The following is a 16,520-nucleotide window of genomic DNA, read 5'->3' as shown; positions in this document are numbered from 1 at the left end:
CTCCCGGTCAACCCCACGTCCGCATACCGTCCAGATACCGAAACGCCCACCGCCCACCCCTAAACCCGCTCGCCCACCCACCCCCCACCTCCCATACGCTTGTCCCGTGACCCCCGTCGAGCTCTCCCGTACCGTGCTGTGCGCGGTGCGTCGTGCTGTCGATGCCGGGGTACTCGATGTCACCGTCCCCGCACGTGCCGTCGTCGCCCCGCCCGGGCCCGGCGGTACCGGGGACTACGCCACCAACATCGCGTTGCAGCTGGCCAAGCCCGCCGGCCGCAGCCCCCGCTACGTCGCCGAAGTCCTGTGCGAGCGGATCAGTGCCGCCCCCGGCGTCCGTGGCGTCGAGATCACCGGGCCCGGGTTCCTCAACATCAGCCTCGACAGCGCCGCCCCCGCAGCTCTCGTACGGGAGATCCTCAGCCAGGGTTCGCGGTACGGGCACAGTGACGCCCTCGCCGGTCAGGTGCTGTCGGTGCGGCTCCCGGCCGATCACGAGCCCCGGGCCGAAGTCGTCGCCGAAGCGGTTGTACGGATCGCCGCCACCCAAGGCGCCCGCGTCCACCTTCACCGCGGCACAGGCACAGCCACCCATGACGACGGCGCCGAGACCGAGACCCTCGACCTCCGTACGACCGTCCCCGCCCCCGGCGACCCCAGCCCCCTCGGCCCCGACGCCGCCCGCTGGGCCCTGCTCCATCCCGCCCCGCACGACCGGCCCCGGCTCGGCGTCGAGCATCTGGTCCAGCGGGAGAGCAACCCCCTCTTCCGGGTGCGTTACGCCTACGCCCGTACTCGCGCTCTCACGCGCAACGCCGCCGACCTGGGGTTCACCGCGTACCCCGGCGGCGACCTGGCGGGACCGACACCCCCGCTCCTCAGCCTGCTGGCCGATCACCCCCGCCTTCTCCTCGGTGCCGCCACCCATCGCGCCCCGGACCGGCTTGCCCGGCATCTCGTCACCCTTGCCGATGCCACGCTCGTCTTTCTTCCCACCGTGCTGCCGCTCGGCGACGAGAAACCCTCGGCCGCCCACCGGGCCCGGCTCGCGCTCGTCGAAGCGGCCGGGACGGTGCTGGCCGGCGGCCTGTCCCTGCTGGGAATCGACGCACCCGAACACCTTTGACATCGCCACACCTCTGACTCACCGAGGAAGCCGCACAGCCATGAGCCGTTCCGCACACCCCGCCGGGCCCCGTCACGCCGACGTACTGCCCGAGGGCCACCCCTCCGCGCCGCCCGCCGACCTCAACCACCTGGACCGCAAGGTCTGGGCGTCGACCGTCACCCGTACGCCCGACGGTGTTGTCAGCGTGGGAGGGGTCGAGGTGACCCGGCTCGCCGAGGAGTTCGGGACCCCCGCCTACTTCCTCGACGAGACCGATTTCAGGGAGCGCGCCCGTGCCTGGCGTACCGCCTTCGGGCCGGACGCCGACGTCTTCTACGCCGGCAAGGCGTTCCTGTCGCGGGCCGTCGTGCGGTGGCTGCACGACGAAGGGCTCAACCTCGACGTCTGTTCCGGTGGGGAGCTCACCACCGCGCTCTCGGCAGGCATGCCCGCCGATCGCATTGCCTTCCACGGCAACAACAAGTCCGTTGACGAGATCGAGACCGCCATCCGTGCCGGCGTCGGGCGGATCGTGCTCGACTCCTTCCAGGAGATCGTGCGCGTCTCCCACATCGCGCAGTCCCTCGGCAAGCGGCAGCGCGTGCAGATCCGTATCACCGTCGGTGTCGAGGCTCATACGCATGAGTTCATCGCCACCGCCCACGAGGATCAGAAGTTCGGTATTCCGCTTGCCGGGGGGCAGGCCGCCGAGGCCGTGCGGCGGGCGTTGCAGCTCGACGGGCTCGAGCTCGTCGGTATTCACTCGCACATCGGTTCGCAGATCTTCGACATGTCGGGTTTTGAAGTCGCCGCGCATCGTGTTGTCGGGCTGCTCAAGGACATTCGCGACGAGCACGGGGTCGAGCTGCCCGAGATCGACCTCGGGGGTGGGCTCGGTATCGCCTACACCAGCGACGACGATCCCCGTGAGCCGCACGAGATCGCCAAGGCGCTGACGGAGATCGTCAGCCGTGAGTGCGAGGGCGCGAAGCTGCGTACTCCGCGGATCTCCGTCGAGCCCGGGCGCGCCATCGTCGGGCCCACCGCTTTCACCCTCTACGAGGTCGGCACGATCAAGCCGCTGGACGGGCTGCGGACGTATGTGTCTGTCGACGGGGGTATGTCCGACAATATTCGGACCGCGCTCTACGATGCCGAGTACAGCGTCGCTCTCGTCTCCCGTACCTCCGAGGCCGCGCCCATGCTGGTCCGCGTCGTCGGCAAGCACTGCGAGAGCGGGGACATCGTCGTCAAGGACGCCTTCCTGCCCGCCGACCTGGCACCGGGTGACCTCATCGCGGTGCCGGCGACCGGTGCGTACTGCCGGTCCATGGCCAGCAACTACAACCACGCCCTCCGTCCGCCCGTCGTCGCCGTACGGGAAGGCGAGGCCCGGGTCATCGTCCGGCGGGAGACCGAGGACGATCTTCTCCGTCTCGACGTGGGATGAAGAAAGATGACGAGAGACGAAGTGGAGATGAAGGGAGACGATGTGGGATGACTGCGGAATTCTGGTCCGTGGCGGAAGATCTCCTGTCTTCCGCCGCTCGGAAAACGAAATAAACATCTCACGATCCGGACGATGGGTAGAAACTTCAGTCCGGTGAGTGAGACTGGTCGAATCCAGACGGTATGAGGAAACGAGGTCGGATGATGCGTACGCGTCCGCTGAAGGTGGCGCTGCTGGGCTGTGGGGTTGTCGGCTCAGAGGTGGCGCGCATCATGACGACGCACGCCGACGATCTCGCCGCGCGCATCGGCGCTCCCGTCGAGCTGGCGGGGGTCGCCGTACGGCGGCCCTCCAAGGTGCGTGACGGCATCGACCCCGCCCTCGTCACCACCGACGCCACCGCCCTCGTCAAACGTGGCGACATTGATGTCGTGGTGGAGGTCATCGGGGGTATCGAGCCCGCTCGTTCCCTCATCACCTCCGCCTTCGAGCACGGCGCGTCCGTCGTCTCCGCCAACAAGGCCCTCCTCGCCCAGGACGGCGCCGCCCTGCACGCCGCCGCCGAGGAACACAACGCGGACCTGTACTACGAGGCCGCCGTCGCCGGTGCCATCCCGCTCATCCGGCCGTTGCGTGAATCCCTCGCCGGCGACAAGGTGAACCGGGTCCTCGGGATCGTCAACGGGACTACGAACTTCATCCTCGACAAGATGGACTCGACGGGCGCCGGCTACCAGGAGGCCCTCGACGAGGCCACCGCCCTCGGGTACGCCGAAGCAGACCCCACCGCCGACGTCGAGGGGTTCGACGCCGCGGCCAAGGCCGCCATCCTCGCCGGAATCGCCTTCCACACGCGCGTGCGTCTCGACGACGTCTACCGCGAGGGCATGACCGAGGTCACCGCCTCCGACTTCGCCTCCGCCAGGAACATGGGCTGCACCATCAAACTGCTCGCCATCTGCGAGCGGGCCGACGACGGGCAGTCCGTCACCGCGCGTGTGCATCCGGCCATGATTCCGCTGACGCACCCGCTGGCCTCCGTTCGCGGCGCTTACAACGCCGTGTTCGTCGAGTCCGACGCCTCCGGACAGCTGATGTTCTACGGGCCCGGAGCCGGCGGTGCGCCGACGGCCTCCGCCGTGCTCGGTGACCTCGTCGCCGTGTGCCGCAACCGCCTCAGCGGGACGACCGGTCCCGGCGAGTCGGCGTACGCCGCGCTGCCCGTTTCGGGCATGGGCGACGTGGTCACCCGCTATCACATCAGCCTCGACGTCGCCGACAAACCGGGTGTTCTCGCCCAGGTGGCCACCGTGTTCGCCGAGCACGGCGTGTCCATCGATACGGTTCGGCAGACGGGCAAGGACGGCGAGGCCTCCCTCGTCGTCGTCACCCATCGTGCGTCCGACGCCGCCCTCGGCGGAACCGTCGAGGCGTTGCGCAAGCTCGACACCGTGCGGGGTGTCGCCAGCATCATGCGGGTTGAAGGAGAGTAACCAGCAATGACCCACCAGTGGCGCGGAATCATCGAGGAGTACCGGGACCGGCTGCCCGTCTCCGACAGCACGCCGGTCGTGACGCTCCGCGAGGGCGGCACGCCCCTCGTCCCCGCGCAGGTGCTCTCCGAGCGCACGGGCTGCGAGGTCCACCTCAAGGTGGAGGGCGCCAACCCCACCGGGTCCTTCAAGGACCGCGGAATGACCATGGCCATCACCCGGGCGAAGGAGGAGGGCGCCAAGGCGGTCATCTGTGCCTCCACGGGCAACACGTCTGCCTCCGCCGCCGCCTACGCCGTGCGCGCGGGGATGGTTTCGGCCGTTCTCGTGCCGCAGGGCAAGATCGCCCTCGGCAAGATGGGGCAGGCGCTGGTCCACGGCGCCAAGATCCTCCAGGTCGACGGCAACTTCGACGACTGCCTCACCCTCGCCCGGTCGCTCAGCGACAACTACCCGGTGGCGCTGGTGAATTCGGTCAACCCGGTGCGTATCGAGGGCCAGAAGACTGCCGCGTTCGAGATCGTCGACATGCTCGGCGACGCCCCCGACATCCACGTCCTGCCGGTCGGCAACGCGGGCAACATCACCGCGTACTGGAAGGGTTACACCGAGTACGCCGCCGACGGCATCGCCCGGCGCACCCCGCGCATGTGGGGGTATCAGGCGGCCGGCAGTGCCCCCATCGTGCGCGGCGAGATCGTCAAGGACCCCTCGACGCTCGCCACCGCGATTCGGATCGGCAACCCTGCCTCCTGGAAGCAGGCGCTGGCCGCGCGCGACGAGTCTGGCGGTCACATCGACGAGGTGACGGACCGTGAAATCCTGCGCGCCTACCGGCTGTTGGCCGCTCAGGAAGGCGTTTTCGTCGAGCCGGCGTCCGCCGCGTCCGTCGCCGGTCTACTGAAGGCGGCCGAGCAGGGCAAGGTCGATCCGGGCCAGACCATCGTCTGCACGGTCACCGGCAACGGGCTGAAGGACCCGGGCTGGGCCACGGAGGGCGCACCGAAGCCGGTCGTCGTCCCGGTGGACGCCGCGACCGCCGCCGAGCGACTCGGACTCGCGTAGACCGGGTACTGAGCACCCGAATCCGGGTACTCCCTACCCAGTCCCTACGGCGGGTGCACAGGGGGCTTACGACACGCATCGTGCGCCTCCTGTGCGCCCTATGTCGCCACAGAACCTTCCTTCGATAAGCTGGGGTGAACCCGCCCGCCGCATATGCCCCGCATATGGCACGGCGCCGCGCTGCCTCAGCGGCCTGAGGGTCTCCACGTACGTCCTCAGCCGTTTCCACTGTTCGTCCGTTCGTCTGTTCGTCCACTGTTCGTGTCGAATGTCGTCCCTCAGCGAATGTCTTCGACGAAATCGCAGCTCAAGGAGAGTCATCGAGCGATGGCCGGTCCAGCGTTCCGAGCCGCCGCCGTCCGGGTGCGCGTCCCCGCCACCAGCGCCAATCTCGGTCCGGGCTTCGACGCCCTGGGCCTGTCGCTGGGGTTGTACGACGACGTCGTAGTCCGGGTGGCCGACTCCGGGTTGCACATCGACATCGCGGGCGAGGGCAGCGAAACCCTCCCGCGCGACGAGAGCCACCTCCTCGTACGGTCCCTGCGCACCGCCTTCGACCTGCTGGGCGGACAGCCGCGCGGCCTCGAGATCGTGTGCGCCAACCGCATTCCGCACGGGCGGGGCCTCGGGTCCTCCTCGGCGGCCATCTGCGCCGGCATCGTCGCCGCGCGGGCCGTCACGATAGGTGGCGACAGCCGTCTCGACGACGAGGCGCTGCTCGAACTGGCCACCGAGATCGAGGGGCACCCCGACAACGTCGCCGCGTGTCTGCTCGGCGGGTTCACGCTCTCCTGGATGGAGTCCGGAGCCGCCCGGGCGATCAGGATGGAGCCCGCCCGTTCCGTCGTTCCGGTGGTTTTCGTTCCCGGAAAACCGGTACTCACCCAGACGGCGCGCGGTCTGCTGCCGCGTACTGTCCCGCACGTCGACGCCGCGGCCAACGCGGGGCGCGCCGCCCTGCTCGTCGAGGCCCTGACCAGGCGTCCTGAGCTGCTGCTTCCCGCCACCGAGGACCGGCTGCACCAGGAGTACCGCGCCCCCGCCATGCCGGAGAGCACGGCGCTGGTGGAGCGGCTGCGCGCCGACGGCATCCCCGCGGTGATCTCCGGTGCGGGGCCCACTGTTCTGGCGCTGACCGACGAGGCCACGGCCGACAAGGTGTCCCAACTCGCGGGCGAGGGCTGGGCAGCGAACCGGCTCGAGCTCGACGCGAGGGGTGCGAGTGTGCTGCCGCTCGCGGCGTCCGGAGAGAGCTGGGCGACGACATCGACGGGGTGACGGCGAACGCCGCGCGATGCGGCGCTGTGACATTCAACTACATAGGGTTGCCGGATTTGGAGAGGGGGAATGTTTGTTGGATCCGGTAGTGTTAACCTCAAGTCTGCACCCGACCCCACCATGGCGAGGTGCTTTGTGTCCCCGTCCGGGACAGACATTCTTCCGGGAGCCTCCCAAGCCACTCTGTGTCTCATGCGGCGATCCATTTGTCGTGTGCAGGCGCTGAGCGGCACTCAGGGCACGCTCCGGAACCGGTGTGACCAGGCCGCCTGACACGGACACTCAGTGTCATGGCCTTGGGAAGCGCCATCACCAGAAATCCTCCTCCGCCGCTTGGCGGACCACCGCCCCGGCACGGTCCACTCATGAAGGACCGAAGTCGGACAGCACAACCGGTCGCCGTGCCAGACAGGCCGACGTCCGCTCCAGGGAAGGACCCTTCGTGAGCGACACCACCGATCTGATGGGCGCACGTGTCGAGGAGACCGCTGCCGCGCCCTCCACGGACGCCTCCGCGCCTGCCTCGGGTGCCGGCTCCCGGCGGCGCCGCGGTACCGGCCTCGACGGCATGGTGCTGGCCGAGCTGCAGCAGGTCGCATCAGGCCTCGGCATCAAGGGCACCGCGCGGATGCGCAAGAGCCAGCTGATCGAGGTCATCAAGGAGGCGCAGGCCGGGGGCGGAACCCCCAAGGCCGCGTCCGCCGCCCCCGCCGGGGAGGCCGCCGAGACCAAGCCCAGGCGCCGCGCCACCTCCAAGGCCCGCACCGGTGAGGACACCGCGCCGGCCGCCGAGAAGAAGGCGGCCGTACAGGTCGTCGAGGCGCCCGCCGAGAAGGCCGTGGCCCAGCAGCAGATCGAGATCCCCGGCCAGCCCGCGAGCGACGACGCCCCGGCCGAGCGCCGTCGGCGCCGTGCCACCGCCGAAGCCGGCAGCCCGGAGACGGTTGTCGCCGAGGCGAAGACCGAGCCGAAGGCCGAGGCGCCGGCCCAGCAGGCGCAGACGCAGACCCAGGTCGACACCGGTGACGGGGACGGCCGCCAGGGCCGCCGCGACCGCCGGGAGCGTGGCGACCGCGGCCGGGACCGCGACCGCCGGGGCAACAAGACCGACGAGCAGCAGGGCGGCACCCCGCAGCGCGGGACCCAGCAGGGCCAGCAGCAGGGCGGCGGCCGTCAGGACCGCCAGGACCGTCCCGAGCGCCAGCAGCGCGACGGCGGGCAGCGCGACAACTCGCCTCGTGACAACGGCCCGCAGGACGACGACGACTTCGACGGCGGACGCCGTGGCCGGCGCGGACGCTACCGGGACCGCCGTGGCCGCCGCGGACGCGAGGAGTTCGGCCCGAACGAGCCGCAGGTCGCCGACGACGACGTCCTGATCCCCGTCGCGGGCATCCTGGACATCCTCGACAACTACGCCTTCATCCGTACGTCGGGCTACCTCCCGGGCCCCAACGACGTGTACGTCTCCCTCGCCCAGGTCCGCAAGAACGGCCTGCGCAAGGGCGACCACGTCACCGGCGCGGTCCGGCAGCCGAAGGACGGCGAGCGCCGCGAGAAGTTCAACGCGCTGGTGCGTCTGGACTCGACCAACGGCATGGCCCCCGACTCCGGCCGCGGGCGCCCCGAGTTCAACAAGCTGACCCCGCTCTACCCGCAGGACCGCCTCCGTCTGGAGACGGACCCGGGCATCCTCACCACCCGCATCATCGACCTCGTCGCGCCGATCGGTAAGGGCCAGCGCGGTCTGATCGTGGCCCCGCCGAAGACCGGCAAGACCATGATCATGCAGGCGATCGCCAACGCGATCACGCACAACAACCCCGAGTGCCACCTGATGGTCGTCCTGGTCGACGAGCGTCCGGAAGAGGTCACCGACATGCAGCGGTCGGTGAAGGGCGAGGTCATCTCCTCGACCTTCGACCGCCCGGCCGAGGACCACACCACGGTCGCCGAGCTGGCCATCGAGCGCGCCAAGCGCCTGGTGGAGCTGGGTCACGACGTCGTCGTACTCCTGGACTCGATCACGCGTCTGGGCCGTGCGTACAACCTCGCCGCCCCGGCCTCCGGCCGCATCCTGTCCGGTGGTGTCGACTCGACCGCCCTGTACCCGCCGAAGCGCTTCTTCGGTGCGGCCCGCAACATCGAGGACGGTGGCTCGCTCACCATCCTCGCCACCGCGCTGGTGGACACCGGGTCCCGCATGGACGAGGTCATCTTCGAGGAGTTCAAGGGCACCGGCAACGCCGAGCTCAAGCTCGACCGGAAGCTCGCCGACAAGCGCATCTTCCCGGCGGTGGACGTCGACGCGTCCGGTACCCGTAAGGAAGAGATCCTGCTGTCGGGAGAGGAGCTGGGTGTCGTCTGGAAGCTGCGCCGGGTGCTGCACGCGCTCGACCAGCAGCAGGCGATCGAGCTGCTCCTCGACAAGATGAAGCAGACGAAGTCGAACGCCGAGTTCCTGCTCCAGATCCAGAAGACGACGCCGGGCAACGGCAACGACTGACGGTCGGACAACCAAGCAGGAAAGCATTTTAAGAAGGGCCATCCCGTTTTACGGGGTGGCCCTTCTTTTGTAACCCCAACATGGTGTGCCCGAAATGGAATTACATGGGCTGCGCGTCGGCTTTTGTGAATGCTCCGGCGGCGGGGGCCGCACATGGGGTCACGTCCGTTTCCACGCCCGCCGCCAGGCCCGCCTCGCAGAGCCGGCCGCCCTTGTCGCGCAGGTCGAGGTAGAAGCGGGTGGCCTTGCCGTCCTGCTGGAGGTCGTGGATGCGCTCGTCGATGTAACCGAGGCCGTTCAGGACCTCGCGCACCTTGGCCGGGGTGGGCTCCGAGACCGCCTGCAGGGCTTCGACAACGCGCTGTTCGTGCTGGACGCTCGCGCACTGGTCGCGGTCGCTCAGCTCGGCCCCGGCCTCCTCGGGGGCGCCGGGCTCGACCGGTCCGGCCGGGGGAGCCTCACCAGGGGCCAGGCTCTCAGCCCCCGTCGAACCGGCCGGCTTTCCGCTGGTCGGGCCGGATGCGGCCTCGTTCGTCGAGGAACACGGCAGCGCAAGCTTGTCGAGCATCGCCACGAACGCGGCCTGCTCGGGCGTCGACGGTGTCGCGCTCCCCTTGGCGCCCGCGACCCTGCCCGGTCCACCCTCGGACCCGCTTCCGCTCCCGTTCCCACGCCCGCTGTCGCTTGACTCGGCACTTCCGCAGCCAGTGAGTACCAGGGCGGCGAGAGCGGCAGCCGCGAGGGCGCGCCGGGGGCGGGTGAACGGCCTGATGGGGGCAGGGGTGCGAGGCATGCGCGTAGTTTCCGGCCTGCGACTCCCACCCCGCATGAGTACGCGTACTCATATGCGTGTGAGCACTCGACGGGGTCTTCATTACCGCCGGTAAATGGGTTCCCGGGTTCCGCTTCTGAGGGTTGTTAAAGCGATCCACGGTGACCTACTGTCCACAGCGTTCATTCGAAACTCACACCATTTCCACACGGGGGGAACTCGTGCGCAGAATTGCGCTGCCTGTATTTGCCGCGTTGTCTTTGTCCCTATTGGTGCCGCAGGGGATGGCCGGCGCCGCTCCCGCCGCCGCCACCCTCGGCACCGCTGCCGCGACGGTTGACCCGCCGCTGGCGGAGGGCGATCTCCAGCAGGTCGGCCCGGGCCTGTACTCGGCGGCGGACCGGTCCTTCGAGATCTACGAGACGGACGTCGCGGACGGTCTGATGAGCCGCAGCCACACCGTCAGCGGAGCGGCCGGCGCCCTCGCCACCCCGCAGTCCGCGCCTGCCTCCCGTCCCGACATGGGCGTCTTCGGTCCCGGCTGGGAGGCGGAGTTCTTGGGCGGTCAGCTCAACCGGAAGCTGGAGCAGAAGGCGGACTCCGTGGTCGTCACCGACCTGGAGGAGAACGTCCCGCTCACCTACACCCTCACCAGCAGTGTCGACTTCCCCAGCGGCGGCGGTGTCAGGAAGTACACGAGTGCGGAGGGCAGCAAGCTCACCGACACCACCCGCTTCGACGAGGCGAGCGGAAAGCTCGTGTCCACGATCGTGGAGACCCTCTCCCCCGGCACGCTCACCGCCGACCCGGACGTGGAGGCGGCCGGTGACGCGGACGCCGCCGCCCCCCTGGGCGTCGACACCCTCACCCCCACCTACACCTGGAAGCAGGCCGTCACCGGCACCGACTCCTGGCGGGTGACCGGCGTCGGCAACGTCGCCGACGGCGTCCTGTCCTCCGCCGGCTACGACACCAAGGGCCGCATCTCTTCGATCAAGGAAGCCGCCGCCGGGGAAACCCCCGAGCAGTCGGTGACGGTGAAGTACTCGGCCGCGACGACGGCCACCGCCGCGAGTGCGGGTGAGTTCGCGGGACGGGTCAAGGAGATCACCGTCACGACCGGTGCCACCACCCAGACCCTGGCCCGCTACGCCTACGACACCACCGGGCTGCTGCGGTCGGTCGCCAACCCCGTCGAGGGCACCGACACCGTCTCCTCCTACGACTACGACACCACCGGCCGCGTCTCCGACGTCGCCTCCCCCTCCAACGGCACCTGGGACCTGTCCTTCCCCGGCGACGCGGTCGCGCCGAACGTCGAGGCGGTGGGTCCTGCCCGTCCGACCTCGCAGTCGGTGTTCTCGGGTGCGTCCGGCATCACCGACGCCGGTGTGACGACGCCGCCGGCCACGGATTTCACCACGGGTGAGATCTCCGACCCGCAGGCCTACCCCCGTCACTGCAACCGTGCGACGGACTGGCTGTGGTACCTGGAGAGCGGCTGCGCGGCGTGGGCGGCGCACTACGGCTGGCACAAGCCGCTGTGGAAGCAGACCCCGACCAAGCACTGGGTCGTGGGCATCAACAACGACGGCTGCAGCACCCCGGGCCCGAACGTCAGCAAGCCGGGCGGCTTCAACTTCCGTACCGCGTGCGACATGCACGACTACGGCTACGGCCTGATCGGCAACACCTACAAGGGCTACCGCTACTACCTCGACCGCAACAAGAAGGCCGCTGTCGACAACGCGTTCCACACCACGATGAAGACCTACAGCTGCAAGGCCTACTTCATCACCAAGCGGCCCGCCTGCCGGACCTTCGCCTACGCCTACTACAAGGCCGTCGGCCTCAAGGGCAGGCCCGTCAACGGCGCCAACGCCACCTGATCAGGCACAACACCCCGGCAGAGCAAGCCGATCGAGCGGATCGAGCGTGACAGGGCCGGGTGGCAGAGCCTCTCGCCATCCGGCCCCCTGTCCTCGCGTCTGCCTTTCTCACACATCCTTTTCGGGCCGAGCCACGCCCGTTTCTCGTTGGAGCAGCATTGAAGAGACCGATATGGGCAGCGGTGGTCACCGTGATGATGACCGCGGCCATCGGCGCGGTTCCGGCCCACGCAGCCGTCACACTCACCACCACGACCACCGCAGCAGCCGCGGCTGAGGGCGACCCGATCGACCCGCCGCTGTACGACGAGACCGCCGACGGCGGCACGGTCCGCGTCAACGTCGTCACCAAGGACCGCACGGATCTGGCCGACGCTGCGGCGGTGGGCACGATGATGCAGTCCTTCGAGACCCTGCCGGTCGTCACCCTCGAGGTCGACAAGACGGGCCTGGACCAGCTCAGGGTCCAGCCGGGTGTGGTCAGCGTCACCGAGGACGTGCCGGCGCGGCCGACCGCCGACGACATTCCCAGCACGCCGGACTCCGCCACCGCGGCGACCGGTCAGGGTGGCACGATCGCCGTCCTGGACACCGGTGTCGACACCAGCCACCCCTACCTCAAGGGCCGGATCGTCGCCGAGGCATGCTTCTCGCCGATCGTGCCCGACTCCTCCGCCACCAGCCTCTGCCCCAACGGAACCGCCCAGCAGGAAGGCACGGGCAGCGCGAACACCGGAACCGGGCCCTGCCTGACCGTCCACGGCTGCGACCACGGCACCCACGTCGCGGGGATCGCCGCCGGCAACGGCGCCAACCTCACCGGCGCACCCGCCGCCGGCGCCGCCCCCGGCGCGAACATCGTCGCCATCCAGATCTTCAGCCAGTTCAACTCCGAGGACTTCTGCGGCACCCCCGAAGACACCCCCTGCGTCGCCAGCTTCGCCAGCGCCCAACTCGCAGGCCTCGAAAAGGTCCTGCAACTGAAGCAGGCCGGCACGCCGATCGTCGCGGCCAACCTCAGCCTCGGCTCCGGCCGCTACACCACTGCCTGCGACAACGACGCCCGCAAGAAGGTCATCGACGACCTCCTCACCGCCGGAGTCGCCACCGTCGTCGCGGCCGGCAACAACGCCTACGACAACGCCGTCACCAGCCCCGGCTGCGTCTCCTCCGCCATCACCATCGGCTCCACCACCGCCGACGACCAGCTCTCCGCCTTCACCAACCGGGGCCCGCTGCTGGACCTGTTCGCCCCCGGCAACAGCATCCTCTCCTCGGTCCCCGGCGGCGGGTACGCCACCAAGAGCGGCACGTCCATGGCCGCACCGTACGTGGCCGGCGCCCTCGCGGTTCTCCACCAGGCCTTCCCCGACAAGAGCATCACGAGCCTCGAGTCGCTCCTGAAGACCACCGGCAAGCCCATCACCTACACAGGGGCGACGACCCCGCGCGTCGACCTCGCCAAGGCACTCGGCCAGGGATCCGTCAACTTCGCCGACTTCAACTGCGACCGGATCGAGGACATCGCCGTCGCCGACCCGGAGGCCACCGTCGGCGGAGACGCCAAGGCCGGTCTGGTTCGCGTCATCTACGGTGGCGGCAAGGGCACCCTCGAGCTCAACCAGGACCTGCCCACGGTGCCCGGTGGCGCCGAGGCCAACGACTTCTTCGGTGACGCACTCGCCACCGTCGACTACGACAAGGACGGCTGCACCGAGCTGGTGGCCGCCACCTCCCGCGAGGACGCCGGCACACTTGCCGACGTCGGCGTCGTCGACATCATCTACGGCTCCGCAGCCGGTCTGGGCGCCGGAAAGGCGTCGGTCCGCCTCGAACAGGGCACCGGATCGGGTGCCATCCTGACCGCCGCGGACGAGGCGGGGGACCGTATGGGCGCCGCCCTCGCCGCCGGTCTGACCACCGCCCAGGAGCCCTACCTGGTCATCGGATCTCCCGGTGAGGACATCGACGACAAGGCGGATGCCGGTGGCGCGTTCTATCTGCGCGGCACCATCAACCGAGCGCTGGTCCAGGGGAAGACGGTGGGGACCGACCTCGCCGAGGCGGGCGACAAGTTCGGCTCCTCCGTCGCCGCGACGCCCGAGCACGTGGTGATCGGGGCCCCGGGTGAGGGAGTCAAGCCCAGCCCGAGCCCCGCCGCCGCCGAGGTGGTCTCGGGCGCGGTCACGGTGCTGAGCCACGAGCTCAACAGCTCCGGAGTGCCCGCCTACCTGGGGTCCGCCCACCAGGCGGAGGTCGGCAAACTCGTGAGCGCCGAGGTGGAGGCGGGCGACCAGTTCGGCGCCGCGGTCGCGGCCACCGAAGGCACGGTCACCATGGGCCCGCTCACGATGCGGGGTTCCTACGTCGCCATCGGCGCCCCCGGCGAGGACCTCACCTTCGACGGAGCCAACAAGGCCGACGCGGGACGGGTCGTCGTCCTCAGCGTGGTCAAGGACCGCAACCCCGTGGTCCAGGAGGTCGGCGAATACCAGCAGGGTCCTGAAGACGTCACCGGCGCTCCCGAGGCCGGTGACCGGATGGGCGCGCAGGTGGCGATGGCCACCCTCGGAGCCGGGAACACCACGGCCGCCAACCTCCGGATGGCCGTCGGAGTGCCGGGTGAGGACATCGGTACGGTCGTGGACGCCGGCGCGGTGAGCGTCTTCTCCGTGATCGGGACGCCCGGCGCGAACGACAAGTGGATCGACGCGGGCAACAGCACCGGCATGCCGGGCACCCCGGGTACCTCGCAGAAGGCGGGCTCCAGCCTGCACGGCACGGCCACCCGCCTGTACATCGGGATGCCCTTCGGACCGGGCGCCTTCGGTGGCCTGTACGCCATGCCCTGGTCGAACGCCAGCGGCGGCACCGTACAGCCCGTCGTCTCCTATGTGCCCGGCGTCGGCGGGCTCCCCGGGGCCGGGCTGCGGTTCGGGACGGCGGCACGCTAGACAGGAAGCTCCGCGCAGTACCGAGCAGTGCGCCAAGCAGTGCGCCAAGCAATGCACCAAAGGGTCATCCCGCGTTACGGGGGTGGCCCTTTGTGGTGTATGGGACGCGTGTACGATCGCGCTCTTCGGGCCGATTCTCGTGATGTGCCCGAACTGACGATCCCTAGGGGGGACTTGAGTGGGTATATCCCTGTCCGGTGAAGGCCGCCACAGGCGTCGAGTGCGGATCGCCGTTCCCGCGGTCGCCGTCGGCCTCGCCGCCGCGGTCACCGGCGCGCTGCTGATGTCGTCCGCGAGCGCCGCCACCGTACCGCCGAAGCCCACCGTCGCCCCGAGCCGCAGCGGCCCCAGCAACGCGGAGCTGGAAAAGCGCGTCGCGGACGCGGCCACCAGTGACAGCACCCTGGGTGGCGAGAAGACGGCGTCGACCGCCGGTACGGCCGCCGGCACCAAGCAGGCGAAGATCATCGGTGGTTCGACGACCACCATCTCGACCGCGCCGTTCATGGCCCAGCTCTGGTACTCCGACGACAAGGGCACCACCGCGACCGGCGACGACGTCAAGTTCCTCTGCGGCGGCACCGTCATCGCGCCGACGAAGATCCTCACCGCCTCGCACTGCGTCAAGGGCTACAACTGGAAGGCCCACGGCGCCGTCGTCACCGGCACGGCCACGCTGCCGGACGCCGAGGGGAAGACGAACGGGACCGTTTCGGGCGTCTGGCGCCAGTGGAACAACCCGGCGTACAACCCGACGACGTTCGACAACGACATCGCCGTCCTGACCCTCGACTACCCGGTCAAGGCCGCGCCGCTGCGGATGACGACGTCCGGTGACACCACCTCGTACAAGCCGCTCACCAACGCCACCGTCTACGGCTGGGGGCGCACCACCTCCACCACCCAGGCCACCTCGCAGACGCTGAAGACGGCCACGCTGCCCATCCAGTCCGACGCGACCTGCACGGCCAAGTACCGCAGCGGCTACATCAAGGGGCACATGGTCTGCGCGGGCAAGCCCGCCACCGGCAGCGACACCGGGACCACCACGACCTGCAACGGCGACTCCGGCGGTCCGCTCGTGGTCGGCAGCAAGGTCGTGGGCGTCGTCTCCTGGGGTGTGACGAACTGCGTGGAGAAGGGCGCCTACAGCGTCTTCACCAAGGTCACCTCGTACGTCGGCGCCGTGTATCCGCGGGTCGAGGACGCGAACCTCAGCGGTGACCAGCTCGCCGACCTGTGGCTGCGCCGAGCCTCCACCAAGGTCGGCTACGAGCGGGACTCCAAGGGGACCAGCTTCGCCGCGAGCATCTCCTGGGGCAACTGGGACGGCGTCAACGTCGTCCTGCAGACCGACCTGAACCGGGACGACTACCAGGACCTGGTGCTCCGCGACAGCATCTCGGGCGCCGTCTACTGGATGCACTATGTGCCCAAGGCCGACGGCAGCGCCGGAACCTGGGCCACGAAGACGATCTTCGCCAACTGGAAGACCCGCACCCGGATCATCACCCCGGGCGACGTCACCGGCGACTACAAGCCCGACATCCTCTCGGTCGACTCCGGTGGCGCCCTCTGGATCTACCCGGGCAACGGCGACGGCACCTTCCAGTCGCCGACCAAGGTCTCCACCGGCTGGAACCAGTACAACTCGATCGTCGGCCACGGCGACTTCAACGGCGACGGCAAGGCCGACCTGCTCGCCCGCGCCAAGTCCGGCTCGGCCGGCTACCTCATCAAGGGCAACGGCAGGTCCGGCACCCAGGCCTTCGCGGCCCGGGTCAAGGTGCGCACCTGGGACGCCTACAACACGCTGGTCACCCCCGGCGACGTGACCGGTGACGGAAAGGCCGACTTCCTGGCCCGTACGGTCGCCGGGAAGCTGTACCTCTACCCGGGCACCGGCAAGGGCACGACCGAGATCTTCGGCACACCGAAGGTCGTCGGAACCGACTATAAGCAGTTCGACATCATCGGCTGAATCCGCAGGTGAGCGGGTTCTCCG

The 16,520-nt window shown here is 69.5% G+C and carries 10 protein-coding genes; 9 read left to right on the top strand and 1 reads right to left on the bottom strand.

The window, feature by feature from the left end; all coding sequences use genetic code 11:
• Positions 1–106 precede the first annotated feature (106 nt).
• The 6 genes from nrtL to rho all read left to right on the top strand — a co-directional run bounded on the left by nrtL (position 107) and on the right by rho (position 8,900).
• Entirely contained in the window at positions 107–1,126 is a 1,020-nt protein-coding gene (gene nrtL / locus ABZ855_RS44795) for an ArgS-related anticodon-binding protein NrtL (protein WP_360818626.1), read from the top strand.
• A gap of 40 nt (positions 1,127–1,166) precedes the next feature.
• Positions 1,167–2,558, top strand: a complete 1,392-nt coding sequence (gene lysA / locus ABZ855_RS44790; protein ID WP_360818623.1) for a diaminopimelate decarboxylase — start codon at positions 1,167–1,169, stop codon at positions 2,556–2,558.
• 200 nt (positions 2,559–2,758) lie between these two features.
• A complete protein-coding gene (locus tag ABZ855_RS44785; RefSeq protein WP_360818620.1) occupies positions 2,759–4,051 on the top strand; it encodes a homoserine dehydrogenase in 1,293 nt (430 codons plus the stop codon).
• A gap of 6 nt (positions 4,052–4,057) precedes the next feature.
• Positions 4,058–5,116, top strand: a complete 1,059-nt coding sequence (thrC, locus tag ABZ855_RS44780) for a threonine synthase (protein WP_319213821.1) — start codon at positions 4,058–4,060, stop codon at positions 5,114–5,116.
• Positions 5,117–5,443: 327 nt separating this feature from the next.
• A complete protein-coding gene (thrB, locus tag ABZ855_RS44775) occupies positions 5,444–6,394 on the top strand; it encodes a homoserine kinase (RefSeq protein ID WP_319213820.1) in 951 nt (316 codons plus the stop codon).
• Positions 6,395–6,836: 442 nt separating this feature from the next.
• Positions 6,837–8,900 (top strand): transcription termination factor Rho, encoded by a 2,064-nt coding sequence (rho, locus tag ABZ855_RS44770; RefSeq protein ID WP_360818616.1) that lies wholly within the window; start codon positions 6,837–6,839, stop codon positions 8,898–8,900.
• Between the two features lie 100 nt (positions 8,901–9,000).
• Here the strand turns inward: rho and ABZ855_RS44765 are convergent, their stop codons facing one another.
• Positions 9,001–9,693, bottom strand: a complete 693-nt coding sequence (locus tag ABZ855_RS44765) for a hypothetical protein (protein ID WP_360818612.1) — start codon at positions 9,691–9,693, stop codon at positions 9,001–9,003.
• Between the two features lie 263 nt (positions 9,694–9,956).
• Between ABZ855_RS44765 and ABZ855_RS44760 the strand changes: the two genes are divergently transcribed.
• From ABZ855_RS44760 to ABZ855_RS44750, 3 genes are all read left to right on the top strand, one after another.
• Positions 9,957–11,561, top strand: a complete 1,605-nt coding sequence (locus tag ABZ855_RS44760) for a phospholipase A2 (protein ID WP_360818609.1) — start codon at positions 9,957–9,959, stop codon at positions 11,559–11,561.
• A 158-nt stretch (positions 11,562–11,719) separates the two neighbouring features.
• On the top strand, positions 11,720–14,515 hold the full coding sequence (locus ABZ855_RS44755) for a S8 family serine peptidase (protein ID WP_360818606.1): 2,796 nt from the start codon (positions 11,720–11,722) through the stop codon (positions 14,513–14,515).
• A 220-nt stretch (positions 14,516–14,735) separates the two neighbouring features.
• Positions 14,736–16,496 (top strand): trypsin-like serine protease, encoded by a 1,761-nt coding sequence (locus ABZ855_RS44750; RefSeq protein ID WP_360818603.1) that lies wholly within the window; start codon positions 14,736–14,738, stop codon positions 16,494–16,496.
• Positions 16,497–16,520 lie beyond the last annotated feature (24 nt).

Origin of the sequence: Streptomyces sp. NPDC047042, assembly GCF_040644035.1 — a bacterium.
Lineage (GTDB): Bacteria > Actinomycetota > Actinomycetes > Streptomycetales > Streptomycetaceae > Streptomyces.
This window is presented reverse-complemented; position numbering and strand designations above follow the sequence as displayed.

Excerpts from the sequence above, each read along its gene's own strand:
- lysA (WP_360818623.1), top strand. The coding sequence starts at position 1,167 with ATGAGCCGTTCCGCACACCCCGCCGGGCCCCGTCACGCCGACGTACTG.
- thrC (WP_319213821.1), top strand. The coding sequence starts at position 4,058 with ATGACCCACCAGTGGCGCGGAATCATCGAGGAGTACCGGGACCGGCTG.
- ABZ855_RS44760 (WP_360818609.1), top strand. The coding sequence starts at position 9,957 with ATGGCCGGCGCCGCTCCCGCCGCCGCCACCCTCGGCACCGCTGCCGCG.
- thrB (WP_319213820.1), top strand. The coding sequence starts at position 5,444 with ATGGCCGGTCCAGCGTTCCGAGCCGCCGCCGTCCGGGTGCGCGTCCCC.
- ABZ855_RS44765 (WP_360818612.1), bottom strand. The coding sequence starts at position 9,693 with ATGCCTCGCACCCCTGCCCCCATCAGGCCGTTCACCCGCCCCCGGCGC.
- ABZ855_RS44785 (WP_360818620.1), top strand. The coding sequence starts at position 2,759 with ATGATGCGTACGCGTCCGCTGAAGGTGGCGCTGCTGGGCTGTGGGGTT.